Source organism: Lewinella sp. IMCC34183, from assembly GCF_003390915.1.
GTDB lineage: Bacteria > Bacteroidota > Bacteroidia > Chitinophagales > Saprospiraceae > Neolewinella.
Genome location: NZ_QMEM01000001.1, coordinates 914,975 through 941,149 on the forward strand (window position 1 = coordinate 914,975; position 26,175 = coordinate 941,149).

The 26,175-nt window shown below is 63.6% G+C and carries 21 protein-coding genes; 14 read left to right on the top strand and 7 right to left on the bottom strand.

Translation table 11 applies throughout. From position 1 onward, the window contains the following. Nucleotides 1–3 precede the first annotated feature (3 nt). Nucleotides 4–1,818 carry a M61 family metallopeptidase gene (locus tag DQG19_RS03830; RefSeq protein ID WP_116124871.1) on the bottom strand — a complete coding sequence of 605 codons (1,815 nt, stop codon included), beginning with the start codon at nt 1,816–1,818 and terminating at the stop codon, nt 4–6. 7 nt (nt 1,819–1,825) lie between these two features. Next, on the bottom strand, nt 1,826–3,664 hold the full coding sequence (locus tag DQG19_RS03835) for a S8 family serine peptidase (RefSeq protein WP_116124872.1): 1,839 nt from the start codon (nt 3,662–3,664) through the stop codon (nt 1,826–1,828). A gap of 156 nt (nt 3,665–3,820) precedes the next feature. Here DQG19_RS03835 and DQG19_RS03840 point away from each other — a divergent pair, with 156 nt between their 5' ends. From DQG19_RS03840 to DQG19_RS03850, 3 genes are all read left to right on the top strand, one after another. Next, a complete protein-coding gene (locus DQG19_RS03840) occupies nt 3,821–4,372 on the top strand; it encodes an RNA polymerase sigma factor (protein WP_116124873.1) in 552 nt (183 codons plus the stop codon). 4 nt (nt 4,373–4,376) lie between these two features. After that, entirely contained in the window at nt 4,377–5,903 is a 1,527-nt protein-coding gene (locus DQG19_RS03845; RefSeq protein ID WP_116124874.1) for a hypothetical protein, read from the top strand. A gap of 64 nt (nt 5,904–5,967) precedes the next feature. Beyond that, entirely contained in the window at nt 5,968–7,557 is a 1,590-nt protein-coding gene (locus DQG19_RS03850) for a M28 family peptidase (RefSeq protein ID WP_116124875.1), read from the top strand. Nucleotides 7,558–7,573: 16 nt separating this feature from the next. On the opposite strand, the gene DQG19_RS03855 is transcribed toward DQG19_RS03850, so the two are convergent. Next, nucleotides 7,574–8,860: a Pycsar system effector family protein gene (locus tag DQG19_RS03855; RefSeq protein WP_116124876.1), complete on the bottom strand. Its 1,287-nt coding sequence runs from the start codon at nt 8,858–8,860 to the stop codon at nt 7,574–7,576. A 69-nt stretch (nt 8,861–8,929) separates the two neighbouring features. On the opposite strand from DQG19_RS03855, the gene DQG19_RS03860 reads away from it, so the two are divergent. The 3 genes from DQG19_RS03860 (at nt 8,930) to DQG19_RS03870 (ending at nt 10,985) form a co-directional block, all read left to right on the top strand. Next, a complete protein-coding gene (locus DQG19_RS03860; RefSeq protein WP_116124877.1) occupies nt 8,930–9,310 on the top strand; it encodes a YkvA family protein in 381 nt (126 codons plus the stop codon). Nucleotides 9,311–9,404: 94 nt separating this feature from the next. Then, complete coding sequence (locus DQG19_RS03865) at nt 9,405–9,926, top strand: hypothetical protein (protein ID WP_116124878.1); 522 nt, start codon at nt 9,405–9,407, stop codon at nt 9,924–9,926. A gap of 9 nt (nt 9,927–9,935) precedes the next feature. Further along, complete coding sequence (locus DQG19_RS03870; protein WP_116124879.1) at nt 9,936–10,985, top strand: PspA/IM30 family protein; 1,050 nt, start codon at nt 9,936–9,938, stop codon at nt 10,983–10,985. Nucleotide 10,986: 1 nt separating this feature from the next. Here DQG19_RS03870 and DQG19_RS03875 read toward each other — a convergent pair whose 3' ends face one another. Continuing rightward, nucleotides 10,987–12,033 carry a trypsin-like peptidase domain-containing protein gene (locus DQG19_RS03875; RefSeq protein ID WP_116124880.1) on the bottom strand — a complete coding sequence of 349 codons (1,047 nt, stop codon included), beginning with the start codon at nt 12,031–12,033 and terminating at the stop codon, nt 10,987–10,989. Nucleotides 12,034–12,104: 71 nt separating this feature from the next. Between DQG19_RS03875 and DQG19_RS03880 the strand changes: the two genes are divergently transcribed. The 5 genes from DQG19_RS03880 to DQG19_RS03900 all read left to right on the top strand — a co-directional run bounded on the left by DQG19_RS03880 (nt 12,105) and on the right by DQG19_RS03900 (nt 18,410). Next, the gene (locus tag DQG19_RS03880) at nt 12,105–13,889 is read left to right on the top strand and encodes a MutS-related protein (RefSeq protein WP_116124881.1); all 1,785 of its coding nucleotides are present in this window, start codon (nt 12,105–12,107) and stop codon (nt 13,887–13,889) included. A 9-nt stretch (nt 13,890–13,898) separates the two neighbouring features. Next, nucleotides 13,899–14,915, top strand: a complete 1,017-nt coding sequence (gene galE / locus DQG19_RS03885) for a UDP-glucose 4-epimerase GalE (protein WP_116124882.1) — start codon at nt 13,899–13,901, stop codon at nt 14,913–14,915. 2 nt (nt 14,916–14,917) lie between these two features. Further along, nucleotides 14,918–15,676 (top strand): MBL fold metallo-hydrolase, encoded by a 759-nt coding sequence (locus DQG19_RS03890; RefSeq protein ID WP_116124883.1) that lies wholly within the window; start codon nt 14,918–14,920, stop codon nt 15,674–15,676. Nucleotides 15,677–15,790: 114 nt separating this feature from the next. Continuing rightward, the gene (locus tag DQG19_RS03895) at nt 15,791–17,647 is read left to right on the top strand and encodes an OstA-like protein (RefSeq protein ID WP_116124884.1); all 1,857 of its coding nucleotides are present in this window, start codon (nt 15,791–15,793) and stop codon (nt 17,645–17,647) included. A gap of 13 nt (nt 17,648–17,660) precedes the next feature. Continuing rightward, nucleotides 17,661–18,410, top strand: coding sequence for an SH3 domain-containing protein (locus tag DQG19_RS03900; protein WP_116124885.1), 750 nt, complete (start codon nt 17,661–17,663; stop codon nt 18,408–18,410). Nucleotides 18,411–18,417: 7 nt separating this feature from the next. Here DQG19_RS03900 and DQG19_RS03905 read toward each other — a convergent pair whose 3' ends face one another. Further along, nucleotides 18,418–19,086, bottom strand: coding sequence for a DUF2490 domain-containing protein (locus tag DQG19_RS03905; protein ID WP_116124886.1), 669 nt, complete (start codon nt 19,084–19,086; stop codon nt 18,418–18,420). Between the two features lie 51 nt (nt 19,087–19,137). Then, nucleotides 19,138–20,019 carry a glycoside hydrolase family 73 protein gene (locus DQG19_RS03910; protein ID WP_116124887.1) on the bottom strand — a complete coding sequence of 294 codons (882 nt, stop codon included), beginning with the start codon at nt 20,017–20,019 and terminating at the stop codon, nt 19,138–19,140. A gap of 206 nt (nt 20,020–20,225) precedes the next feature. On the opposite strand from DQG19_RS03910, the gene DQG19_RS03915 reads away from it, so the two are divergent. The 3 genes from DQG19_RS03915 to DQG19_RS03925 all read left to right on the top strand — a co-directional run bounded on the left by DQG19_RS03915 (nt 20,226) and on the right by DQG19_RS03925 (nt 23,349). Next, complete coding sequence (locus tag DQG19_RS03915; RefSeq protein ID WP_116124888.1) at nt 20,226–21,068, top strand: hypothetical protein; 843 nt, start codon at nt 20,226–20,228, stop codon at nt 21,066–21,068. A gap of 7 nt (nt 21,069–21,075) precedes the next feature. Continuing rightward, nucleotides 21,076–22,062: a 6-phosphofructokinase gene (gene pfkA / locus DQG19_RS03920; protein WP_198661643.1), complete on the top strand. Its 987-nt coding sequence runs from the start codon at nt 21,076–21,078 to the stop codon at nt 22,060–22,062. A 111-nt stretch (nt 22,063–22,173) separates the two neighbouring features. Continuing rightward, the gene (locus DQG19_RS03925; RefSeq protein ID WP_232826436.1) at nt 22,174–23,349 is read left to right on the top strand and encodes a hypothetical protein; all 1,176 of its coding nucleotides are present in this window, start codon (nt 22,174–22,176) and stop codon (nt 23,347–23,349) included. On the opposite strand, the gene DQG19_RS03930 is transcribed toward DQG19_RS03925, so the two are convergent. Continuing rightward, on the bottom strand, nt 23,346–26,162 hold the full coding sequence (locus DQG19_RS03930) for a PD-(D/E)XK nuclease family protein (protein WP_116124889.1): 2,817 nt from the start codon (nt 26,160–26,162) through the stop codon (nt 23,346–23,348). The two genes, DQG19_RS03925 and DQG19_RS03930, sit on opposite strands and share 4 nt — an antisense overlap. Nucleotides 26,163–26,175 lie beyond the last annotated feature (13 nt).

Here is a 26,175-nt window from a genome sequence, read left to right on the forward strand (position 1 = left end):
GGACTAGTACCCCAGCCAGGCTTTCCGCCGTGCTACCGCCTCCGCTCCGGCCTCCTCCATGAGTCCGGAGCGGAAGGCCGGCGCGGCGGTCGCGGCGAAGGTAACCGACCGCTCGCGCCCGAGCTGAATGAAGCTTACCGGGTAGCGTTGTCCGAGGGTCAGGCCCGCCACGGCCGTCTCCCACTCGGCGGGGCTGGTTACGGGCGTACCGTTCACGGAAGTGATCACCGCTCCGGCGTCGACGCCGGCCGCGTACAGCGGGTTGTTTTCCAATACGGGACCGGCCACGACCAGCTGGTTATCGCGTGTCTGGAGGCGCAATCCGTTGAAACCGGCGCTGTCCGGACGTGCCTGTGTCACCTCGATTCCGTACGGTTGTAGCAGCGGGGCAAAGTCCGGTAGTTCGCTGCCCCGGATGTACCGGTCGAACCAGTCGGCCGCCCAGGCGGAGTCACCTACTACCGTGGCCAGTCCCAGCTGTAGGTCGCGGACGTGGTAGGGGATCTCCGGTTTCCCGTACTGCCGCCACAGCTGCTGCATCAGTTCGTCGAGCGTATGCCCGCGCTCCCGCAGTTCCAGATCGAGGGCCAGGCCGAGCACCGCACCGTAGGTGTAGTAGCTGACGAAGGTATTTGCGTAGTTGTCCGGGTCGTTGGCCGTTGCAGCGTCAACGAAGGGAGCCTGCTGGCTCATCCCGATGGGACCCCGGTAGCCGCGCCCCGGCGAATTGACGACGTAGTTGAGCTGACCGGCGATTCCTCTGGCGTAGTCCTCCGGTGCAAGGATGCCGGCGCGGGCCAGCGCCAGGTCGTCAAAGTAGCTCGTGAATCCCTCGGCGAACCAGAGGTTGTCGCTCATATTGACGTGGTCGAAGGCAAAGGGCTCCAGGTCGGCGGGGCGGATACGCTCGACGTTCCAGCAGTGGAAAAATTCGTGGCTTACGGTCCCGATCAGCCGTTGCTGGTTGCCCTCCAATCCGATGGGTGCGGAGCAGATGGTGGAATTGCGGTGCTCCATGCCGTCGCCCCCGATCCAGGGATTGTAGGAGCAGAGGAAAACGTAGCGGCCGTAGTCGTATGCCGGCAGCTCCCCGAAAATGGCCTGCTGGGCCCGGACGGTCCGCTCGACTAACCCGACGTACTCGTGGAAGGTGGAATCGCTGTCCTCACTCATAAGGGCCACCTCGATGGTGTCGACCCGCTCCCCGCTTGCGACGGTGAATTCCTCGCGCTGCAGGGTACCCACCATCGTGGGCGAATCGTAAAAGTAGTAGTAGTCAGGGGCGGCAAAGCGGCGCTCCCCGAGCGCTACGAGTTGGGTGGCGACATCCCAGTCGGGCCGTTGTCCGGGCGGAATACGCAGCATGACGGGACGGTCGTTGAGCTCCTCCCCGTAGACGAAACTGGCGGGCATGTTGAGGTGCAGCTTGCGGTCGTCGACTCCGGAGTAGGTTCCGTCGCCGCCGTTGGCGAAGAGGGTGTAGGTAAGGTGCACGGCGCCCCCGTGGCCGGTAACGGCCCAGGTTGTCGGGTCCACGCGGCTGACCGTAGCGGCGGTACCATCCGCGCCGGTGGCCTGCACGTCATATACGTTGCGGGCGAAATTGTGCTGGGCATAGCGCCCGGGGCTTGCCTGGGGCATCTTGACGTAGAAGACTCCCTCCGGCACGGCCGGGAAATCGACGGTAACGCCCAGTTCGTGCTCCTGCACGTTGGCGAGATCGAGGGTGTACACGATGGTGCCGGGGTGGTCGGCTACCCAGTCGAGCTGGGCGGTGAGCGAAAGGGAGCAGAGAAGAAGCAGGGGGAGCAGGCGCATGAGTAGGTCAGCTGAGGGTGGACAAATCCCGTACGAAGGGGCGGTACCCAAGCTGCTGCGCCCGGGGGAGCAGGTCGCGGGCCGCCTGGGGATCGGTAAAAGTACCCAGAATGACCTTATGCACGCCACCATCGTCGGCCACCACGACCGGCAGATCGAACTCCCGCTCGAGCCGGGTCACCAGCTGCAGGGCGTTGCTGGTTTCCCGGAAAGCACTGATTTGCAGGCCGAAGCCCATTCGTGGCTGCGGTTCCGCCCGCACACGAAGCACGGGATCCGCGGGTGGGGAAGGATCCTGTGCAAGGGTGGGTGTGGCCCCGACGTTTCTGAGCCGCAGGGCTTCCGTTACCGCCCGTTCCGCGTTGACCCGCCCGTAGCCGAATCGGGGGCTGTAGCCCGATGCGCCGTATTCGCCCGGACTGCCGATCCGGTCGGCTGTACGCTCGAGGATGTCCTTTACCTGGGTCGCCGTAAGGCCGGGATGGGCCGTCAGCAGGAGGGCGCAGATGCCGGCGACAAGCGGTGTTGCTCCGGAGGTTCCGCCAAAGTGCTTATGGTACGGGCCGCGGTCGCGTCCGTCGACGTAGTATCGCTTTGCGGCCGGCGCCTGGGTGTTGCCGGGGTCCCAGCTGGCCCGGGCGGCTAGCAGGGGCCAGCCGCCGTCGCTCGGAGCGACTACGGACAGGCCGTCGCCGGTATTGGAATAGGCCGGATGGGTATCGTTGCTGGTGGACGCACCGACGGCGATAACTCCCGGCATTCGGCAGTAATAGTTGAGTACCGCCCGGCCCTCGTTGCCGCCGGCGAAGAGTACCACACAACCCAGGCCGCCCCGGCCCTGGGTGATCGCCTTGCGGATGGCCCGTTCGTGGAAGGGCCCGGGCCGAAAGCGGTCGTCTACGGTACCCCAGCTGCAGGAGATGACGTCGGCCCCGTGCTGCAGGCAGTGATCGAACATCCGCTCGGTCAGGAAGGCAGAGTAGGTCAGACCGTGCAGGGGCATGAGCCGGCAGCCGGGGGCCGCCCCGACGATACCCGTCCCGTTGGCCGCGGCCACGGCTACGCTGGCGCAGGGCGTGCCGTGGCTGCCGTAAACGGCCCCGCGCGGTACGCCGGCGGCACCGCTCGATACGGTGAGGGGGGCCACGGACTTACCCCGCAGGTCGGGGTGTTCGAGGTCGAATCCGTTATCGATAACGGCGACGGTCACCTCCGCCGAGCCGAGGTTGTCCAGCGCGCGCCAGGCCCCGGGTACCCGCGCATCGGCGCCCTCCCGCGTGGCGAAGCCGGGCACGCCGGGTACGTATCCCGGATTGTGGAACGACCACTGCTGGTCGTACAGCCCGTCGCGGGGCTCGCTGAAGTACTGTTCGAGGGGTATGTCCAGATCGGGGACGGCCGAGTCGACCATCGCCAGCTGATCGAGTTGGCGGGCGACGTGCAGCGGGTTGCGACTCCGTTCGGTAACGGAGAGAACGACCGTATTGTCATCCCGCCGCTCGACGACCCGCAGGTGGTACAGATCAAAGACCCGCTGGCTTTCCTCCTCCCCTACCCCCTCCGCGAGCCGGCAGTACACAATGCCGGTCGGGACCACGGGCCGGTCATCACCCGTGGCGAAGTACACGTGGGTTCCGGTTGCTACATCGGGCCGCCGCCGCGCCGCATCGAGGCCGCGTTCCACGTCGCCGTCGGGCAGCTTAACCAGCTCGAAGCCGCCCAGCTCCGGGCGGGGGTTTTCCGCGCCGTCCGGGGGGGAGGCGGCCTGTTGACGGAGGCCAACGAATTCTTGGCTCTTGCGGAGGGGGAGGGGGCCGTGGGTGGTCGGTACGGTGAGGGTGGACATAACCGAAAAGTAGGGATTGCAGCACCGACGGGGCGGGTACCGGACAAAAATAGCGGTGGCCTGGCAGCGGCGGAGCGGAAGAAACCGTTTACCTTACGGTAATTCCACCGCGGCCCGCCGACCAACGGACCGGGGTATTTTACCCGTCAGCTTTTTATGGATTACGCAATTTGCCTGGAGAACGATGAAGAACGTTTCGTAGCCGCTCTCTTGCGGGGCGACCGCGAGGCGCAGCGTGTACTCTACGAAACCTATTACAGCCCCCTTATGGCCATCTGTCAGCGGTACACCGGCACCGAAGACGAAGCCATGGACTTGCTGCACGAAAGTTTTATCAAGATCTTCGGCAAGATCGGGCGCTACGAAAGCGGCACGGCGTTACTGGCCTGGATGCGCCGCATCACGGTCAATACCGCCATCGACCACTACCGGCGCACGGTACGGCGGCGCACCGAGGACATCGAACGGGCCTACCAGGTCAGTTCCGATCTCCCCGACGTCATCAGCCAGTGCTCCGCCCGGGAGATACTGGCTGCCGTGCAGCAGTTGCCGCCGACCTACCGTACCATCTTCAACCTTTACGTAATTGAAGGGTACAGCCATAAAGAGATTGCCGAACAGTTAAATATTACGGATTCCACTTCACGGTCGAACCTGGTCAAGGCGAGAAGTAAGCTGCAGAAAGCGCTGACCGCTCCAGGACGCTAGTATAATGAAACAAGAAACGAACCCCTTTGACGACCTGATCCGGCAACGGATCGCCGACCTCCCGCCGGGCTCCGCCCGGGGATGGGAGGGATTGGAACGCCGGCTCGACGGGAGCGAAATGGCTGATGCGGCTATTGCCGATAAGCTCAATTCGCTGTCCCCCACAGCGGCTCCGGCCGGCAGCTGGTCTACCATGGCGAGCAAACTGACCGCCGCGGAAACCGAAACGGCCGCCGCGGTAGACAGTGCCCTGGCCAGCGGCCTGCAACAGGCAGGACCGGTAGCCCCTACCGGTTGGGCGCGCCTGGCCGCCCGACTCGAACTCATCGGCCAACGCCGTGAGATGGTAGTCTGCCTCAAAATTTCCGAGGCTGCCCTGTTGATGAGCCTGCTGCTTATCGGCCTCCGCTTCATCTCCTGGGCGGAAGCCAGTCCGCCGCTGGCAAACGCTGCCGCCGCCACGGGCCAGGCTTTCCCCATATCCGAAACCCCCACCGCACCCGCGGTACCCGCAGTATTGCCAGCCCTGCCCCTGTCCAACGAATTGCCCGAATCCGCGGCCACCGGGACCGATGCTATTGCTGTTCCGCCGACCCAAAATTCCGGCACGCGCGCCGTTTCGCCGCTGCCTGCTTCACCCATCGCGGCACTCACGCTCGGAGACGCCCCCTTGCTTGCTCCGTCGCTGGCGGGAATGGCGGTCGCGGGCGTGAACGGACTGGACTACGAGGTGACCCGGGAAGATCAGGGCCCCTTTGTCCCCCTTAAGCTTGCAGGCCTGTTCGGCAGTGAACCGGCACGCTACTACCTCAACCTGTTCGTTTCGCCGGTGGACCTCAACCAGGTGATCACCCAGGAAAACGCCCGCCTCGGCATTGAGGCCCAGCGCAAACTGTCTTTAGGCTACAGCGTCGGCTCGCTGCTGGACGTGACGCAGGGCAAGAACGGCATTCAGATCGGACTGATCTACGGCAACCGTTCCTACGTCCCCGCTGAAATACTCCGGATCGAGCAGGACTCCGCCTTCACCCCTCAGGACGAGAACGTGCGCTACGGCCGCCTTACTTACCGCACCCTGTCGCTGCCCCTCAACTACGAGCGCGAGCTGTTCGCCAACGACAAGTGGCGCCTGACCGGTGGTGTTGGCATGTCGATGAATATCATCCTGGCCTCCGAATTCCAGCTGGCCGACAACTACACGAAGGACGACCTGGAGCGCGTGATCGACCGTTTCGTCGCCGTCAATAAGGTGAGTACCGACGGACGCGCCTCCAACAGCCGCCGCAACATTCTGTATCCCTCCGTGGGGTACCTGCAGGGCGGCTCGATCTTTCAGAACAGCAGCCTTTACCTCGCCGGCAACCTTCGGGTGGAGCGGTTGCTGACCGATCGCTGGAGCCTCTACTTCGCTCCGACGGTCAGCCGGCTCGTTACCGTGCGAGCAACCGACGGCGGGAAGGGGCCCCTCGAGGACCGTATCCACAACACCATGCTGCGGTTCGGTACCCGGCTGCGGCTATCGAATAAGTAGGGCCCGGGCGTTAAACTTATCTTAGTGCGCCAACCCCGCTCCGCCGGGCCAACGTTTTCCGACCATGACCAGACTGCTATTCACGGGAGCCCTGTTCCTGACCCTCGCCGTATCGGCCCAGGATCGCTCGCCGCTACCCACCACCGACGAAGAAGCGCGGGAGATCGCCGCCACCATCGTGACCGACGACCTGCGCCGCCACCTCACCGTTCTCTCGGCCGACGACATGGAAGGGCGCGAAACGGGTGAGCCCGGCCAGAAACGGGCCGCGGCGTACCTCGCCGGGCAACTGGCCGAACTGGGATACCCCGCTATCGGCGAGAACGGCGGATACTTCCAGACCATCAAATTCAGTCGGCAGAAGTGGAACACGATTGGCATGAAACTTAACGGCCGCGACCTGCGCCACCTCTGGGAGTTCTACAGTGCTCCCAGCCGGAACACCGACCGCGACAGCGTTGCCATCGACGCCATTACTTTCCTCGGCTACGGGATTGACGATCCGGCATACAGCGACTACGCCGGCCGCGACCTGCGCGGAAAGACGATTATGATCTTTTCGGGGGAGCCCAAAGGCCGGGACGGCAATTTTCTGGTTTCCGGATCGAAGGACCCCAGCGAATACAGCCTCGACACGGGCAGCAAGCTCCGGATCGCCCGCGACCACGGCGTGGAAACGGTACTCGTGATCGACCCCTCCTTCCGGAAAAACGTACAGGACGTCCGCCGGGAGACCCTGGACGGACGCCTGCGGATGACCGACTTTACGGAGGCGGAGCGGCAGGAAGCCAATAGTGTATTCATAACCTCCGACCTGGCCCGCGAGATCCTGGGCAAGGACTACCGCAAGGTCGTCAAGGCCCGCAAGCGGCTGGAGCGTACCGGGCGATTCCGGGCGGTCGAGGTGCCGACCGACCTGCGCATTTACCAGGATAAGGAAAGCCGGGAACTGATCGGGGAGAACGTGCTTGGCTTTCTCGAAGGCAGCGACCCTGACCTGTCGGACGAAGTGGTGGTCGTCAGCGCCCACTACGATCACATCGGTAAGCGCGGCGACGCCATCTTCAACGGGGCCGACGACAACGGTTCGGGCAGCAGTACGGTGCTGGAACTGGCGGAGGCCTTCGCCCTGGCCAAGCAGGAGGGCCGGGGACCGCGGCGCAGTGTGCTATTCCTGTGGGTTAGTGGCGAAGAAAAAGGGCTGCTGGGTTCCGAATACTACTCCACCCATCCCGTCTTCCCGCTGGAGAACACCGTAGCGGACATCAACGTCGACATGGTGGGCCGTATCGACGACGCCCACGCCGGCAACCCCAACTACATCTACGTGATCGGCAGCAACCGCCTGAGTACCGAGCTCCACGACATCAACGAAGCGGTGAACCGCGATTTCACCCAGCTCGACCTGGACTACAAGTACAACGCGAAGGACGATCCCAACAACTTTTACGAGCGTTCGGACCACTACAACTTCGCTGAGAAGGGCATCCCCAGTATCTTCTTTTTCAACGGTACCCACGCGGATTATCACCGGGATACCGATACGATCGAAAAGATCAACTTCGAGAAGATGGCCCGCATCGGGCAACTGATCTTCTACAACGCCTGGCAGCTGGCCAACCAGGACAAGCGCATCGAGGTAGACGTAAAGTAGTTCCGGCCGGGGCGGCTCAGTTAAACAGATCGAATACCTGGGCCGCGCCGTGCTGGTGGTTGTCGTAGAGCGAGGCCGCGATAAAGGCCGCTACCGCCAGGATGATGCCGTAGAGAAACACGTTGTAACAGATGCGCAGGTACATGTACTTTTTAGCCAGTACCACGCCGAGGAAGTAAAGGTCGCGGGTCATGGAGGAATAGAGAAACTCCTCGTCGCGGATCATCTCCATCATGCCGAAGTGGAAGTCATCCAGCTTCATATTGTAAAAATTGCCGAAGAAGAGCAGGTTGCTCTGGCGGTTCTGGATATCCTCCAGGCCGGTATTTCCTTCGGTCACCTTCGGGCGGGTGGCCTGGATGGCGTAATACAGCGAGCCGAGGCAGACGCCGACCAGGATGATGGACGGCAGGGTCAGGTGGGGATTGCTGTCGAGCTTGGGAAAGAGGTTGGCCGCCGATATACTTAGGATGATGGCATTGACCGAAAGCATGATGTTGGCCTTATTGTCGGCGATGCTGCTCAGGTTGATGTGGGTGCGGTAGGTGGTGCGGTACATGGTTTCCACGCCGCGGCCGGGCTTGAGGTCGGGATCGCGGTTGCCTGGGTCCTTTTTGCTCCGGCTCCGTTTTTTCTTGTTCTTCTTGTCCTGCTTGAATTCCGCCAGCGTACTCGGGGTCGCGTCGGGCAACAGCGCCTTCTTGCGTTTGTAGAGCTGCTTGACGTGCTTGCCCTTGAGCGGCCCGTAGCGTTCACGCGCGGCCTCGGTGTGGTACTCGTGGTCGAGCATAAAGGCCAACTCGAAATCGATCCATTGCTGGTCCGACATGACCATGTCGCGGGTAAGGGCGAATTCCTGGCGCACCCGACCGCAGCGGTCCCAGTAACTGACGTCGCCCAGGTGGCTGAGGTCGGCGTCGGCAAGCAACTCTTCCAGCAGCGACTGCGGGCGCTGGGGCATGCCGGTGGCCATGATGGCTCCGCGAATGGCGGCGAAGAGGCCGGGGTCGTCAATGCCGTTGGAGTGCAGGAAGTCCCGCGCCAGTTCCGCGCTTCGCTCTTCATGCCCGGCGTATCCTCCGGCGTAACCGGTATCGTGAAACCAGCCGGCCAGGCGCAGGGCCAGGAGATCGCTTTCACTCAGGTCGTAGTCCTGAGCCAGCTCTTCGGCCGCTTCGACTACGGCCACCGTGTGCTGAAAGTTGTGGTAGACATAGCGAGGATCGATGTTCTTTCGCAGGTAGGTCTCCACGTAGCTCTCCGTTTGGGTCAGCAGATCGGCCGAATTCGTGGTTGGGTACATCGGGGTAAAGATAACCCCGGGCCGGGTTTGCGCGTTTGTATTGGCAGCACCCCTTCACCGACCTCCGTCATGAATATGCCCTCTTTCCCGTCTTACTTCACTCCCAAACGGTTCTGGGCTCGCCTCGGGAGCATCGCCCGTGCCGCCGGCACGAAGACCGTCTATTCCGCCCTGCTCCTCTACTACGCCTACGAACGCAAGGACACGCCGGCGTGGGCCAAACGGACGATTCTCGGCGTGCTGGGGTATCTGCTCATGCCGCTCGACGCCGTGCCCGATTTGACCCCCATCCTGGGGTACACCGACGACCTGGGCGTGCTGGCTGTGGGGCTCGCTACCGTGGCCGTGTACATCAACCGCGACGTCCGCGACCGGGCACGGGCCAAGCTCGGCCAGTGGCTGCCCGACGCTGCCGAAGCCGACGTGCAGGCGATCGAAGACGACCTCTGACGGTCCCCGTCGATCGCGCAATTCCGGCCGCCGGTCGATGCGGACCATCGCGCAACTTGTCAAACCTTACCTTTGCCCCACTAAATCCATCTGAATGTCCGGCTCCAATAACCGATTCGCCAATGCCCTGATGAAGGCCCTCGAGAAGAAGAACCTGGAAGGCTTCGACTACCTTGAGTTCAAGCAATCGGTGGGCCGGCTGACCGAGATCGGCATGGACCTGGACACGGCCATCAATTCCGCGTTCATTACCGGTTCGTCGGTGGGCCTCACCAAGGACAAACTCATCAAGACGGCCAACTATTACGCCGAGGTACTCCAGGACGAAAAGGCGCAGTTCATGCGCAGCCTGGACAAGCACCTGGCCGAAAACGTGGAAGGCAAGGCCAAGCAGACCGGCGAGCTGAAAAAGAAGATCGCCACCTGGGAGGCCAAGATCGCCGAACTGCAGCAGCAGATAGACGCGGCCCGCACCCAGATCGAGTCGGCCGATAGCCAGATCAACGCCGCGCGCACCAAGGCCGAGGAAAACCAGCAGGGCTTCGACGAGGCCCTCGAAGTGATCACCAATACCATCAAGCAGGACGTGGACGATATTCGCCGGGTCCTCTCCTAACCCACACCCATGTTACCGGCCCCCAAAAAAGACAAATCGTTCTGGCAACGCCCCGAAGGCGTCACGGGCCTCATTTTCCTGGTGGCCCTGCTCGCGGGGCTCGGCTTCCTGTTCACCACCTTCGCCGGGGTGATCGTCCCCTTCCTGTCGACCACCATCGGACTGGTCGTCGCCGCCCTCACGCTGCTCGCCGTTGTTTTCGCTATTGTCGATCCGAGAACCCGTACCCTCCTGAGCTATATGTACAAGAGTGCCATGCGGAAGGTCACCGGGCTGTTTGTCAACATCGACCCGATCGGCATCCTCAAGACCTACGTCGAAGAACTGGAGCGTAACCTGCAGGAGATGCGTAAACAGATCGGGAAGATCCGCGGTCAGATGCGCCACCTTACGACCCTGATGGAGACCAACGAAGCCGAGGTCAAGAAACAACTCAAACTGGCGGCCCTGGCCAAGGAAAAGGGGAAGAACCAGCAGATGGTCCTCAGCAGCCGCCGCGCCGCCCGCCTCCGCGAAAGCAACCAGAAGTACCAGGTACTACTGACCAAAATGGAGGTCCTCAACCGCGTGCTGAACCGGATGCACCAGAACAGCGAGGTGCTCCTGGAAGATACCCGCGACCAGGTCGATCTCCGCATCCAGGAACGCAAGGCCATCCGCGCCAGCCACGGGGCCATGGAGTCCGCGATGAGCGTCATCAACGGCAATCCCGACCAGCGCGCCATGTTCGACCAGGCCATGGAGTCGATCGCCGAGGACGTGGCCACCAAGGTAGGTGAGATGGAGCGCATGATGGAACTGAGCAGCAGCTTCATGGACAGCGTCGACCTGCAAAACGGTGTCTTCGCCGACGAGGGGCTCCGCATGCTCGAAGAATGGGAAAAGAAGAGTGAGCTGCTCCTGAGTGAAGGCCACCTGGAGTTCGATCTCGAAGACCGGCCCGGCACCACCACCACCGCCGCCCCCGATGCCGAGCTCGACCTCGACGAGCTGAAGCGCCGGCCCGACCCCCAGGCCCGCGGCAATTCGGAATCCGGATACGACCAGTTCTTCAGCTAGCCTACCAGCCCGCGCCGTACTGCTCCACCAATACGTTATCGTAGGCATCGGCCTGGGCGAACAGGTACTCGAAGCGCGGCAGGGCGGTGTCGACCGTCAGGTAGCGGTCGTAGATCAGGAGGCTCAGGATGATGTCGCGCCCGTACGTGGAAAAACTCAGCTGCCGCAGCGTGGCATTCTCCCGCAGTAAATAGGCAAAAAGGTCTGCGGAAGGCGCCTCCGGTACTTGGCAGAGGTAGGCATCGCCGGTCACCAGCCCGCTCTCCTCGTGGTAGGCCAGTTGGATGGTGGCACTGCCCCGGGTAATGTTCCAGAGATTCGGCCCGCGACGCGCCAGCCGGGGATCGTGACCGCCCACCCGGATGATCTCCTCGATGGTGGCGCTTACGCCCACCGGGGCCGGATCCTCTACCATCGAGGGAAGCGTCAGGTCGGCGCCGCAGTGCGGGCACCGGCCCTGCGGGCGTTGCCCGGGGGTTTCGAAGGTGATGCTTCGGCAGTCGAGGCAGCGCGCTGCCGGGGTGCCGCCGCCGGCACTGAACTCCGCCAGCACGGTGAGGAGGGTAACGGAAGGCAGCGCCAGGCTCCGGTCGTCCCCTTCCGGCGCGTCCTGCATGTTGATCCCCAGCAGCCCGCCGGCGGTATCGTAGAGGCCGCTGCCGCAGAGGGTATTGCCATCGCGGGCATCGTGGACCAGGTAGCGGACGCCGTGGCGTTCGCGGTCGGTCTCGAGAATTCGTCCGCGGGCCGTACGCCGATGCTCTCCGAAGTGCTGTCCGACCGAGATCACTTCAGTCTCCGGGGCCGGAAGGTGGTCTACCAGATTGAGGTCGGCAAAGTCGATCGCTTCCGGTAACTGGAGAAACGCGAGATCGTAAACGGGATCCAGGTAAACCACGGGTACCAGCTGCTCCTCCACCCCTTCCCGGCCGATTACTACCAGGGCATTGTCCCGCACCACGTGTTCGTTGGTCACCACCAGTCCGGGGCCGGGCAGGTAGGTACCGGTACCGGTGCTGAAGGGCGTAGCGACCTGAATGACGTGCATGGACGGCAGTTTTTGCGTTGCCAAGGTACGGAAAACGGGCCCGTCGCCGCTGGAATTCCCATCTTTGCACCGTGGAAGCTCCCCTACCCTACTACCGGCGCGTATCGGCCGATCAGGCCGCCCTCGCCTGGGCGCTGCGACAGCGCTACGACCGCCTGGCGATCGTGCGCCTCGTTGTTTTCTTCGGAGCGGTAGCGGCACTCATCGTAGCCTGGTCGCTGGGGGCGTGGCCCGGGTTGCTCGCTACCCTGCTGATCGTGCCCGCGGTGGCCTGGGGCGTACGCGCCCACCACCGCATCGGACAGCGGGCGGACGGCGCGCAGGTGCGGTACGAACTCGCGGAAGCTGAGATCCGTGGCTTGCAGCACGACTTCGCCCACTGGCCCGACGGCCGGCAGTACGCGGACCCCATGCACCCCTACGCTACCGATCTCGACCTGTTCGGCTCCTTTTCCCTGTACCAGTTCCTCAACCGCACGGTGACCGCCATCGGCGGACGGCGGCTGGCCGATCACCTGCTCTTCCCCGCCGCGCCCGGGGCCGCGGCCACCCGCCGTACGGCCGCCCGGGAACTCGTCGGCGACCCGGACTGGTGCCTCACCTTCCGGCAACTCGGCCACGGGCTGGCCGACGACCCCGACTACGCGCGGCGGCTGCTCGACTGGGTGGACCGGCCCCCGGTGATCACCGGAAGCCTGCCGCGGCTTATGCGTTGGGCCGCCGTACCCCTGGCGCTGATCGCGGGGTGGTGGTGTTTCACCCAGCAACCGTGGCAGGTGGGGCTGCTGTTCCTCGTACCGGCCTTCGTGGTGCTGCGCCGCTATGCCGAAACCGCCACCGCGGAACATACCTACACCGCCAACGCCGGCCGCTTACTCACCGGCTACGCGGCCCTGTTCCGCCACCTGGAAAGCCGCTATCCGGCCAATGACGGCGCGGCGGCCCCGGCCATCGACCGGCTGGCCTACTACGCCAGCCAGCTCGACGTTCGGTATAACCCGTTCGTATTCCTGCTGGAAATAACGGGACTGTGGAGTGTGCAGTGGCTCTACCTCCTGGATCGGTGGCGGGAAACTCACCGGGGCGACCTGCGCTGTTGGTTCGACGAGCTCGCCGCGGCCGACGCCCGGATATCGTGGGCGACCCTCCGCTTCAACCGGCCGGAGTGGACGGAGGCGGAACTGACCGAAGAGCCCGTCCTGGAAGGAGAGGCCCTGGGCCACCCCCTGCTGGCACCCGGCGTACGGGTGACGAACGATATCCATATGCGCACCGACGGCCACATCCACCTGGTGACCGGCAGCAACATGGCCGGCAAATCGACCTGGCTACGTACCGTGGGCACCAACCTGGTCCTGGCCCGGGCCGGCGGCCCCGTGTGTGCCCGGCACCTGCGCACCGCCGCCCTGCAGGTGTGGACATCCATGCGCACCCACGACGACCTGAGCGAAAGCACGTCCAGCTTTTACGCGGAGCTCAAGCGCCTCAAGGCCATCATCGAGGCCGTCGCCGACCCGGAACAGCGCGTATTCTTCCTGCTCGACGAGATCCTGAAGGGGACCAACAGCCGTGACCGGCACACGGGCTCGCGGGCGCTGATCCGGCAGCTCATCCACGAGCGGGGCGCCGGCATCATCGCCACCCACGACCTTGACCTGGCCGTACTGGAACACGAGGGCGGTCCGGAAGCCGGCCGCGTGGAGAACTACGCGATGGAAGTACAGACCCGGGACGGGGAGCTGGTCTTCGACTATAAACTACACCGCGGGGTAAGCCGTAGCTTCAACGCTACCGCCCTGATGGCCCGCATGGGCATCCGGATCGACCCCGAAGACATCAAACTTACCCACGACTAACCATCACCCATGAGCAAAGGAAAAATTCTGGTGGCCGGCGGAACCGGCTATATCGGCAGTCACACGGTCGTCGACCTGATCGAGAACGGCTTCGACGTAGTGAGCGCCGATAATTACCACAACAGCAAGGCCGGCGTACTTGACGGCATCGAGGCGATCACGGGCGTACGGGTGGTCAACCATACGGTAGACCTCGCGGACGCCGAAGCGACCGCCAAGCTCTTCGAAAAGCACCAGTTCGACGGGGCCATCCACTTCGCCGCCTACAAAGCCGTGGGCGAAAGCGTCGACAAGCCCCTGGAATACTTCCGGAACAACCTGAACAGCCTGCTCAACGTGATCGACGGACTGCGGCGGCAGGGAAGCAGCAACCTGGTCTTCTCCTCGAGCTGCTCGGTGTACGGCAACGCCGACGAGTTGCCCGTGCGCGAATCGACCCCCCGGAAGCCGGCCGAGAGCCCCTACGCCCGCACCAAGCAGATGGGCGAGGACATCCTGTACGATTTCTGCGCCAAGCATACCGACTTCCAGGCTGTACTGCTCCGCTACTTCAACCCGGCCGGGGCACACCCCAGCGGCCGGATCGGCGAGGACGCCGCCAACCCCGCCAGCAACCTGGTGCCCGTCATCACCGAGGTAGGGGCCGGAAAGCGGGAAAAACTTACCGTATTCGGTAGCGATTACGATACCCGCGACGGGAGCGCCGTACGCGACTACATCCACGTTTCCGACCTGGCCCACGCCCACACGCTGGCGCTCCAGTTCCTGATGGAGGGGCGCAGCACCGAAAACCCCAGCCTCTTCAACCTCGGCATCGGCGAGGGGCTCACCGTACTCGAAGTGATCCATGCCTTCGAGCGGGTGAGCGGCAAGTCGCTTAACTACGAGGTCGGCCCGCGCCGGGCGGGAGACGTAGTAGCCGTGTACGCAGACCGGACCAAGGCCAGCCAGGAACTCGGCTGGGAGCCGCAGTACGACGTCGACGACATCATGCGCACCGCCTGGGCGTGGGAGGAGAAGCGGTAGCCATGTACTTGCAGCTGCTCGGAACGGCCACCTCCCAGGGGGTACCGGTTATCGGCTGCCACTGCGCGGCCTGCACCTCTACGGATCCACGCGACCAACGCCTCCGGACGAGCGCCGTGCTGTGCGCCGGAGAGGAGCGGCTAAGTATCGACGCCGGCCCCGATTTCCGTACCCAGATGCTGGGTGCACGGGTGGAACGGCTGGACGGCATCTTGCTCACCCACGAGCACAACGACCACACCGCCGGCATCGACGACGTGCGCCCCTTCTGTTTTATGCAGCAGATGGATATGCCGGTGTACTGCCTGGACCGCGTGGCCACCGAGCTGCGCGAGCGGTTCGCCTACGCCTTCACCAACTACCCGGGGGTGCCGAAACTGGACGTGCGCCCCGTCGACTTCGGTACCACCCTGCCCTTCGGGGGCAAGCAGCTGCACCTGCTGCGGGTCAACCACGGAAAACTGCCGATCCTGGGGTTCCGCGTGGGCGGCCTGGCCTACCTGACGGACGTAAAGACCCTGCCCGACGCTACCCTGGACGCCCTGACCGGCCTGGATACGCTGATCATTTCCTGCCTCAATTACCACGGGACGCACAGCCACCTCTCAGTGGAAGAGACGCTGGCCTACGTCGCGCGGTTGCAGCCGCGGCGGGCGGTACTCTTTCACCTGAGTCACCGGCTGGGGCCGCACGCCGAGTTTAACGAGAGCCTGCCCGACGGGGTCGAAGTAGGCTACGACGGGCTCCGCCTGGAGGTATAGGCAAACCGTCCGGCGCGGGTGCGTTAACGGCCCGTTAAAGGGACAGGATGGGTCCGCGTCCGGGCGTGGCGCGTCGTTTCCCAGCCGACCCCGCGTGTTACCTTTGCGTCCCCTATGATCCTGCGCTTCTCTTTCCTGCTTCTTTTGCTGATGGCCACGGCCTCCGGCTACGGCCAGGTCCGCCCCGACCCGGTGGAGCGGGAGACGGTGAGCATCGACCACGCCAACGAACTGCGCTTCCTGCAGCAGGGCACGGCGCAGCGGCTGATCGGGGAGGTAGAGCTGAGCCAGGACAGTATCTTCATGTACTGCGACAGCGCCGAACTGGTCAGGGAAGTACAAGTGTACGCCTACGAGAACGTGACCATCCAACAGGGCGACAGCATTGCCGCCTTCTCGGAGTACCTCGACTACAACGCCGAAACCCTGCTGGCCAAGTTGCGGACGGACGTGGTCCTGAAACGCGGACAAACGGAGCTATTCACCGACGCGCTGGACTACGACCTGAGTACCAAGCTGGCCACCTACCACACCGGCGGGCGGGTCACCAACGGGACGACCGAGCTGAGCAGTACCCACGGCTACTACTACGCCGAGGACCGCAACGTCTACTTTCGTGACAGCGTGGTGGTGGTGGACGACCGCTTCGAGATGCGCGCGGATACGCTGCGCTACGACCTGGGCAACGAGATTGTACACTTCCTGGGACCCACCGTCATCCGCAGCGATACCCACACCATATACTGCGAGGCCGGCTACTACGACGTGGCACTGGACCGGGCCGTCTTCCGGCAAAACGCCCAGTACCGCAGCGGCGAACGGCTGGCCGCGGCCGACTCGATCCAGTACTTCGGACAGGACGAGCGCTACGTGCTGCGGGGGGACGCCTACGTGGCCGAGGGAGAATTTCAGCGCGCGACGGCCGACCGCATCGATTACTTTCGCGCCCTCGACCGGTACCGGCTGGAGGGCAACGCGACGGTGATAGACTCCGCCCAGACGGTCAGGGGCGACACCATCGATTACAATGCCGCAACTGAATCGTACGCCGTGAGCGGCGGTCGACCGCAGGTTTCTAATCCTCCGATGCTTATGGTAGCCGACCGGATGTACTCCGACGAGGCCACCGGCCTGGGCCGCGCCATCGGAAATATCGTTTGGCAGGACACCTCCGCCGATTTGCGGATCGAGGCGGGCGAGGCCGACTACAGCCAGACGACCGGTTACCTGAAAGCGTACGGCGGAGAGCGCGGTCGCGCCCTGCTCACCACCCTGCTCGAACAGGATACGCTTTACATGGCCGCCGACACCCTGCTTTCCGTACGGTCCGACTCCGTGGACGCCTCGGGCGACACCATCCGCTACCTAGCCGCGTACCACGACGTGCGCATCCTGAAGTCCGACATACAGGCGGTGGCCGATTCCCTGGGCTTTAACACCGTCGACAGCGTACTCACGCTCTACCAGAACCCGATCCTCTGGCAGGACACCAGCCAGCTGACGGCCGACACCATCGACCTCTATATCCGCAACGATTCGCCGGACCGGGTGGTGCTGCGAAGGAATGCACTGGTGGTTACATCGCCGGACCTGATCTTCTTCAACCAGGTACGGGGCCGGCAGATCGTGGCCTTCTTCGACAGCAGTCAGCTCGAACGCACCGAAGTGACCGGTAATGCCGAAGCGATATACTACGCCCAGGACGAGGTCGACGCCTACATAGGGGTAAATAAATCGGCCTGCAGCTCGATGGTGCTGTACTTCGAGAACGGCGGGGTCCACCGTATCAAATTTCTCAGTGCTCCCTCCGGTCGCCTGGACCCCATGAATGCCGTGGACCACAGCACCTTCCGGTTGGACGGCTTCCGGTGGGAACCCGAACGCAAGCCAAAGACGCTGGAAGATCTTTTCGGCGAGCGGGTTAGCCGCCCGCCGGCGGACATTCTGCTCGTGGCACCCGGGGAGGGGTGATTACTTTTGCAGTATGTGGAAGCTATCCGTACTCCTTTTTCTTTCGAGCCTGTCGCTTCAAGCACAGGACGACCTCTCGCTCGCCGGTGCCGAAGAACGGATGCGGGCGGGCGATTACGTACGCGCAGCCGCGATTCTCGATAGCCTAGAAGGCGGCGCCGTGAGCCCGGAATTTTTCCTCGCACTGGGCAACGCCCGCTTCGAAACCGGCGAACCCGGACGCGCCATCCTGGCGTACGAACGGGGACTGCGGCTACGCCCCGGAGATCGGGACCTGAAAAACAACCTGCGGTACGTACGGGAGTCCGCCGGGATCACCACGCCCGAGTTGCCTGACTTTTTCCTGCTACAGCTCTGGCGGCGGGTTGGGGCGTGGCTCGGCACCGACGTCGCCTACGCCCTGAGCCTGCTCTGCTGGTGGCTGGCGGTGGGCGGCGTCGTATGGTGGTTTCTGCGCCGGCAGCAGATGGAAGAGAAGCGGCGGTTTGCCCTGCTGCCCGGGGCGGGGGTCTGCGCGGTCCTTTGCCTGACGCTCTTTTTACTGGCAGGGTCGCGGTCCGCCTTCCTGCAATCGACCGACGAAGCGGTGCTTGTGGAGGATGCCTCCCTGCGGGTAGCGCCCGCGGAAGAGGGCTCGGTGGAAGCGGAGTTGCTACAGGGCCACAAGCTGCGCATCACGGACCGCGTGAACCGCTACCTGAAGGTGCAGCTCCCCGACGGCCGCCAGGGGTATGTGACCCGGTCGGAGATCGAGATCATCTGAGCCGGCGTCAGAAACTGACCGAAGTGATGAGGTTGAGCTGGTCGCGCCCGCCGAAGGCGAAGAACTGGTTCATGTATCCCGCCTCGAAGCGCAGCCCAGGCCGAACCTGGTAGCCTAAGCCACCGTAGAGCCGGTTGCGGTCGAAGGGGGACTCCGTGGCGGTAACGAACACCTCATTGTAGGCGGACAAGTAGAATCGGCTCGTCTCCCGATCGGTCCCCAGCGGTACGTTGAGCGACAGGAAATAGCGGAAGCGAAAGTTGAAGTTGCCCTCCACGAAGCGTTCCTCGAACCGGTAGCGGTGCTGCAGGCCGACGCGGCCCACGCGCTGCCGCGTGATCACTTGCTGGTACAGCCGGTGTTCCTCCACGCTGATCTTGTCGGTGGCCCCTCCCACGTAATTTTTGGACAGGATATAGCCGTAGCCCTGCAACACGTTGAGGTTGTCGGTGAGGTCGTAGCCGATACCGGTGCGGAGCAGTAATTGCTCGAGGTCACCGACAACATTGTAGTTACGGTACTGCACTTCGTGGTGGAGGTTCCAGCGCTCCCCGAGATCCTTATTACCGAAATAGATCATCCAGTTTCCAAGGTCCGCCGGTTGGGCGAAGGCAGTGGCCGGCAGCACGAATAGCAGGAAAAACAGGCAGCGGCAGCCGCGACGGAGAATAATCATAAGGGGGGCGATGAGCTCCAAATGTATCAAACCCCCTATAAACCCGCGGAGTCAGACGCCGGCGCGGTCGAAGCGGTCGAGCTCGAGGTTCTCGATGATCGTGATCAGCTTCTGGGCGTACCGCTTGTCGGTAGCGTAGCCACAGGCCCGCAGGCCGTGCGCCCATTTCCGGTAATCGGTTCCGTAGGTGTGCAGGCGGGCGTAGCGGGGCGTGTTGAGCAGGATGCTGTGCTCCCGGAACGAATCGCCAACGGAATCAAATACCCGAAACATATCGTAGCGGGTATCGTCGCCGTAGTTGCGGCAGGTGCAGCCGAGGCACTTGCTCCGGCACTTGATGCCGAAGTGATTGTTGGAATTCACTGCGAGCTTACTGTCGCCCGCATTGCTCTCCAACAGCGCCTGGGCCAGGGTGATACTGGCGGGTACGCCGTGGGTACGCATCTCGCGCCGCGCGGCTTCGGCGTGGCGGTTGACGTAGTCGCGCACGCGCCGTCGCTTGGCGGCGATCACGGCGGGTGACAATCCCTTGCGCTCTCCATAATCGGGGCTGAGCACCAGGGTCAGGTTGCTGATGTGGGGGGCGGGATCGTCGGTGCGTGCCACGTCGGTAAAGGACTCGTGGACCGGCTGGGCCGGAGCGAGGTCATGGATGACCTGAGCTTCACGCGTCGAGAAGACCGTAGCAACGACCTGTTGCCCTACCGCCGACAGCCAGCCACCGAGACCGGCTTCCGACACGGCGGCGGCGGGGAGCGGTACCTCCGCCGGCTCGTGCACGTCGACACTTACCAATAGTCCGCGGGTGACGCAGAGGTAAACGATGAGGAGCAACAGCACGATCTCCACGCTGTAGCGCAGGGCACCGTCGATAAGTTGGCCGGCGCGCTGGGCGACGGCGGAGAGTTGGGGGGATTCAGGGGAAGCAGGCATCCGGGAGGAATTTCTAACGTGAAGGCATCAATATGTTGGAACCTGCTGTAAGGGGGCCGTAGCCGTGACACAAAGATACACACCCTCGGTTAATAACCAACAATTTGTTTGTAAATCACACTACTTCTCGGCTTCCCGGTTGCCGAGCAGGCCGCAAGCGCTTAGTGTTAACTTTACACTACCTTCGCGGGGTCAAAATTTCCGTCATGATTTTAGTTGCTGATTCCGGATCTACCAAGGCCGACTGGGTACTGATCGGCGAGGAAGGCGAGCACGTCTACGTCAATACCCGCGGCTTTAATCCGGTCGTGCACCCGGCGGAGCTGCTGCACAAAGAGGTCAATAAGCTCTCGCAGGACCTGTTGCCGAACGCCCGCGTCGAGGCCGTCCACTACTACGGTGCCGGCTGCTGGGACTCGCGCCGCAAACAGGTGATCTTCGACTGCATTAACGACGCCTGGCCCAACGCCACCGTGGACGTCATGCACGACCTGCTCGGTGCCGCCCGCGCTACCTGCGGCAACGATCCCGGTATTTCGTGCATCCTGGGAACGGGCAGCAACACCTGCCTCTACGACGGCACCGAGGTGATCGACAACGTGACCAACCTCGGATTCATGCTGGGCGACGAGGGCAGCGGCTCCCACCTGGGCAAGGCCTTCCTCCGCGCCTACTTCTACCGGGAGCTCGACGCCGATCTCAATGCGGCCTTTGAGCGGTTCACCAGCATCGACCGCATGACGGTCATCAACAACATCTACGAATCGGAGATGCCCAATACCTACCTGGCCGGCTTTACCCGCTTCATGGGGGAGCACCAGCAGCATCCCCTGATCCAGAAAATCGTATTCGATAGCTTCGCCGAATTCCTGGACCGCCACGTACGTAAGTACAAGGGCCACCTGGACGTTCCTATTCACTTCATCGGCAGCATCGCCTTCCACTTCAAATCCATCCTGCTGGCCGCGCTCCACGAGCGGGACATGGTCGCCGGGCACTTCGTGCACAAGCCGATCGAGGCCCTCGCCGATTACCACGCAGGCAAGTAGCCCCCTTATGGAAAGAAAGGACATTCGCCGCATCGCCGTTTTCACTTCGGGCGGAGACGCCCCCGGCATGAATGCCGCCCTACGGGCCGTAGTACGCACGGCCGCCTGGAACAAGTTGCACGTGTACGGTATCGAACGCGGCTACGAAGGTATGATCGACGGGCACTTCCAGCGGCTTGAGCGCCGCGACGTGGCCAATATCATCCAGCGGGGGGGTACCATGCTGCGCACCGCCCGCTCCAAGCGTTTCATGACCCCCGAGGGACGGGCCGCCGCCTACGAGCACCTGCGGGCCTACGATATCGACGCCTGTATCGCCATCGGCGGCAACGGCACCTTCACGGGCGCCAAGGTCTTCAGCGAGGAGTACAACATCCCCTTCATCGGCATTCCCGGTACCATCGACAACGACCTCTACGGTACGGATTACACCATCGGCTTCGATACCGCGGTCAATACCGCCATCGACGCCGTGGACAAGATCCGCGATACGGCCGACAGCCACAACCGCCTCTTCTTCGTGGAAGTGATGGGCCGCAACTCCGGCTATATCGCCCTCTACACGGCCATCGGCTCGGGGGCCAGCAGCGTGCTCATCCCCGAGGCGGAGACCGACCTGGAGGACCTTAAGTCCGTCCTCCGGAAGAACAAGGCCCGCGGCAAGCTCTTCAGCGTCGTCATCGTCGCGGAAGGCCACCCCATGGGCGGCGCCACCGGAATCGCCGAAAAGATCCAGCACGAACTTGCCAGCATGGAGCCCAAGGTCACCGTCATCGGTCACCTACAACGCGGCGGTGCCCCGACCGCCGCCGACCGCCTGCTCGCCAGCCGCCTGGGCTTCGCCGCCGTCGAACTGCTGCTGGGCGGAGAGGAGAATATCGCCGTGGGCATCGTCAACGGCGAGGTTACCGCCCACCCCTTCGACGATGCGATCAATCTTCACAAGATCCCCCGCGACGAACTGATCCGCATGGCCAGCATCCTCGCCATTTAGGCGCCGCCGCCGCTGCACCCGCCGGGCGCGGGGCGCGAGTTAACGTACAGTTCACACCCTGTTATGAACTTGCATCGTTAATTCCGCTTATACCCCACCCAGACCTCCCGTATGGATGCATCCCTGATTATCATGTGGACCGGCTTTATCCTGGCCGGCTACGCCGTTGTCGGTAACGACTCGATCCAGACGCTGGGTACCTTCCTCTCATCGAACGAAGACAAACCCTGGTACGTGCTGTGGGCCTTCGCCGGGACCATCCTGGCCATCACCCTACTCTACGGCTGGTCGGCCTACGACGGCGACGTCAGCTACGGACGCCTGGAGAGCTACAACTACGTCGCGGACATGGGCTGGCCCTACCTACTGCCCCCGCTGGTCCTGATGCTCCTGACGCGGACCGGCATACCGGTGTCCACCTCCTTTCTGATCCTTACGTTCTTTAAGCCGAAGGGATTGATCGACATGACGATGAAGTCCATCCTCGGCTACGCCCTGGCCTTCTGCGCGGCGATCATCGTCTGGCAACTCGTGACGCGCTGGCTCGACAAGCGCTTCATCAACCAGCCCATCAAGGAGCAGGAGACCCGCCTCTGGACGATCCTACAGTGGGGCTCCACTGGCTTCCTCTGGGGACAGTGGCTGATCCAGGATTTTGCCAACATCTTCGTGTACCTGCCCCGCTCGCTCCATATCCTGGAAATTTCGGCTTCCCTCGTGGTGCTGCTCACGATGCTGGCGGTGATCTTTTACAGCAAGGGTGGCAACATCCAGAAGATCGTGAAGGCCAAGACGAATACCACCGACATCCGTTCGGCTACCATCATCGACTTTATTTACGGCATCATCCTGCTGTTCTTCAAGGAATTCAGCAACGTACCGATGTCCACCACCTGGGTTTTCCTCGGCCTGCTGGCCGGCCGGGAGATCGCGATCCGGTACCGCCTGGAACTGGACGAAGAGCCGAGCGACCGGGACCGGGCCGTTGTCCCTTACTACCTCGGGATGGCGCTAAACGTCCTCATCCTGGTACTGATCGGCTACGTGGTCTACCTGCGTGACGACATCAACAACCTGGTGATCGTTGTGATGGCCGTCGTCATGGTGGCCCGGGCCGCGGTCGCCTACCTTGAAACGGTCCCGGGCCGCAAAAACCTGATGGCCGCCTTCCGCAACATCTTCAGTGACCTGGGCAAGGTGTCGTTCGGTCTCGCCGTCAGCATCGCCCTGGTGTACGTAATGCGCTACCTGACCACCGGCAGCTTTATGGAAATACCGGTCGGCTAGCGCACCAGCCCGATGAGGCTGCGGTAATCGTCGAAGCTGGCATCGTCGGTCTTCATTTCCAGCAGCGAGTCGTGCGGCAGGTGCACGTACAGATCGTCAAGTTCGGGACTCGTATCCGCGCAGCGAATTTCCACCAGACCTTCTCCCAATTGCTCCCAGCGCCAGTCGTGGGTATTGAGGATCTTCCGAAGGGTATCCCGCTGCACTACCGTGTGGTCGTCGGCGGAGGTGACGGTCTGGGCGCCCGCGAAGGCCAGCTCGTTGCGGGTGATCAGCACGGCATCGCGCAGGATGTAGTACGCCGTAAACACCCGCCCGCTACCGGCCCGCTGGAGCAGGTCGGCGTAGAGCGCCAGCTGAATGTCCCTGGCGTTCATCAGCAGGGTCCTGAACACGCTTTTGCCGCGCCATTTGAGGTCGACCACGGCGGTTTCCAATTCCCCGTCCGCGGCCGTACGCTCCAGGACCAGGTCGGCCCGGCCCCGGATCAGCTGGCCCTCCTCGCTTCCGAGCCCGCCCTCCAGCTCTTCCTCCGATCCCCGGATGGACCAGCCGTTTTGCTGGATGAAGTTGACGAGCGTCCAGGCGGATTTTTTGATGGTAAGCAGAAACTGTACCTGCTCCGGCTCCTGTCCGTACTCGAGCAGTACGGCGCCTTCCTGCTGGAGCAGGCGGCGGGAATTGAGGTCGATCCACTGGTATACCTGGTCCCGGGTGAAGGGGGCATCCGCGGCGGAAATCTCCTCCAGTAGCCGCTCGACGAAGAGGTGGCCGAGGTTGCCCCGCAGGCGGTTTTCGCTGGCGATCGACAACAGGGGAGCCTTGCGCAGCTTCAACTGGTGCCGGAATACCCACTTGTGGGGGTAGTACAGCAGGTCGTCCATCGACGAGGGGGTTTCCCGTTCCCGTGGCACGAGGGCGGCGGGGCGCTCCATACGTACGTGCGGCCGGGGCGTGGACAGCAGCTGAAGGGGCACCGGCCGAAACTTCGGCAGCCGCAGGTCGGCGAGTAGCCCGGCGGGCGATCCGGCGGCGTCGATGTCTACGGTGATGGCGGGCAGGTCCGCCTCGCGGAAGGCTGCCTCCAGGTCCCCCATGAGGGCGTGGGGCTCCATCTCCGTACCGTCGACCCGTTGCGGGATGCACAGGATCAGTTGGTCCCGCGTAGTCAATAGGGGGCGGAGGTTTTGCCAGAGCTGCAGCCGGTTTCGTTGCTCCGGGGAGTACACCCCGCACCCGCGTTCGCGCAAGAAGGCAAGCTCGTCCGGGTAGTAGCGGCTGAAGAAGTAGGTAGGATCGTTCTCTACGAAATCCCACCAGATCAGCCGTCCGAGTTCCGGCTGCCCGCTGCCGGGGAGGCGGGCGGTGGACGCGGGTGCAAAGGTCACCGGCAAGGACCCCCGCTCGGCGGGCAGGAATTGCGTCGGTGCCGGCTGGTAAACGGTCCGGACCAGGCGTTCGATATCCAGGTAACTCAGGTCGGCCTCGGGTTGCGCGTCCAGCAGCTCGGTGGCGCGCTCGGCCTGGGCGGAGAGCACCAGCAGGCCGGTCTGCTCCTTATCTTCCTCGTAGGCCTCCAGGGCCCAATTCCGCAGGAATACGAACAGCCCGCGCACCTCCGCCTTCGGTACCCGCTCTTCGCGCTGGTAGCGCCGGCGGCGGAACCAAAAGTCGTACTGCTCGCGTGCCTTGCGGACGCGGTTCGGGGAGATTTTCGGATTGGCGTCCATTTCCCGGAAGGTCTGCTCTACGGCGTACACCCACCGGTTGCCGAACAGCCCCGGCGTATCCGCCAGATGTACGGCCAGCCGCTGCCCCAGCCGCCGTTCCAGGGGCTTGGTGACGAGGCTGACGAACTCCATGATGCGCTGCACCTCCACCGGCTCCCAGAGGAAGGCGGTGACCAGCTTCAGGACCTGCAGACTGGGACGGGCCAGGCTCGTGGAGGATATACCCATGCTGGGAAGTCCCTCCGTGGTAAAGGCGGTGTCCAGGGTCTGATTGCGTACGGTCATCAGTACGCCCGGCCGCCATTCGGGATTGTCGCGGACCATCCGCGCCAGGTAGGCGGCAATGTGTGTCTCGCGCTCGGCGCGTAGTACCACGAGGCTGCCGTCGCCGGAGAGCGGCAGGGGCAGCGGGCGGGCGGCGGGCTGCCCGGAATCGGGGGCCAGGAGGGCCTGCAGTTTCTCCTGCCACCGGCCCAGATCGGTGCGGGTATCGGGAGCGGCGGGCGGGGGTACGTGGGTCACCCGGTCGCCGCCCGCCCGCAGGCGGTCCAGCAACCGCAGCAGGCTGGGGGGCAGCAGGTCCGCCGGTTCGTGCACCATTACGGCGAGCCGGGGGTGCCGTCGGTCCGGAAGCGCGGCCAGCAGCGCCGTGAGGCGGTCCGCTGGGCCGGGCAACAGCTCCAGTTGCTGGCCTTCATCCAGCAGCAGCGCTTCGAGGTCGTGGAGTACGGCCAGGCGCTCGGGCGTGCCGGCGGGGGCATCGTCGGCAAGCCGGTAGCCGGCTTCGAACAACTCGTCGCGGCGGCCCAGGAGGTCCTCGGCGGTCGCGGTATGGTCGGCGGCGAAGGCCGCGGCGTAGAAGGGCGTGGTCGTGGTGGCCAGTTCCCGGTGGCGATCGATCACCTGCCGGTACTGCTCGGTGCGCAGGGCCTCCCGGTTGGCGGGGTTGCGCGACAGGGCGTAGAACTGCTCGAGGTAACGAAGAAGACCGGGATAGTCCAGGTAACACTCGTCCACGGACACGGGGGCGGGTTCGGGCAGTAGGGGGCCCGCGAAACTGAGACCCAGGTAGATCTTGATCATATAGCGGTGGTGT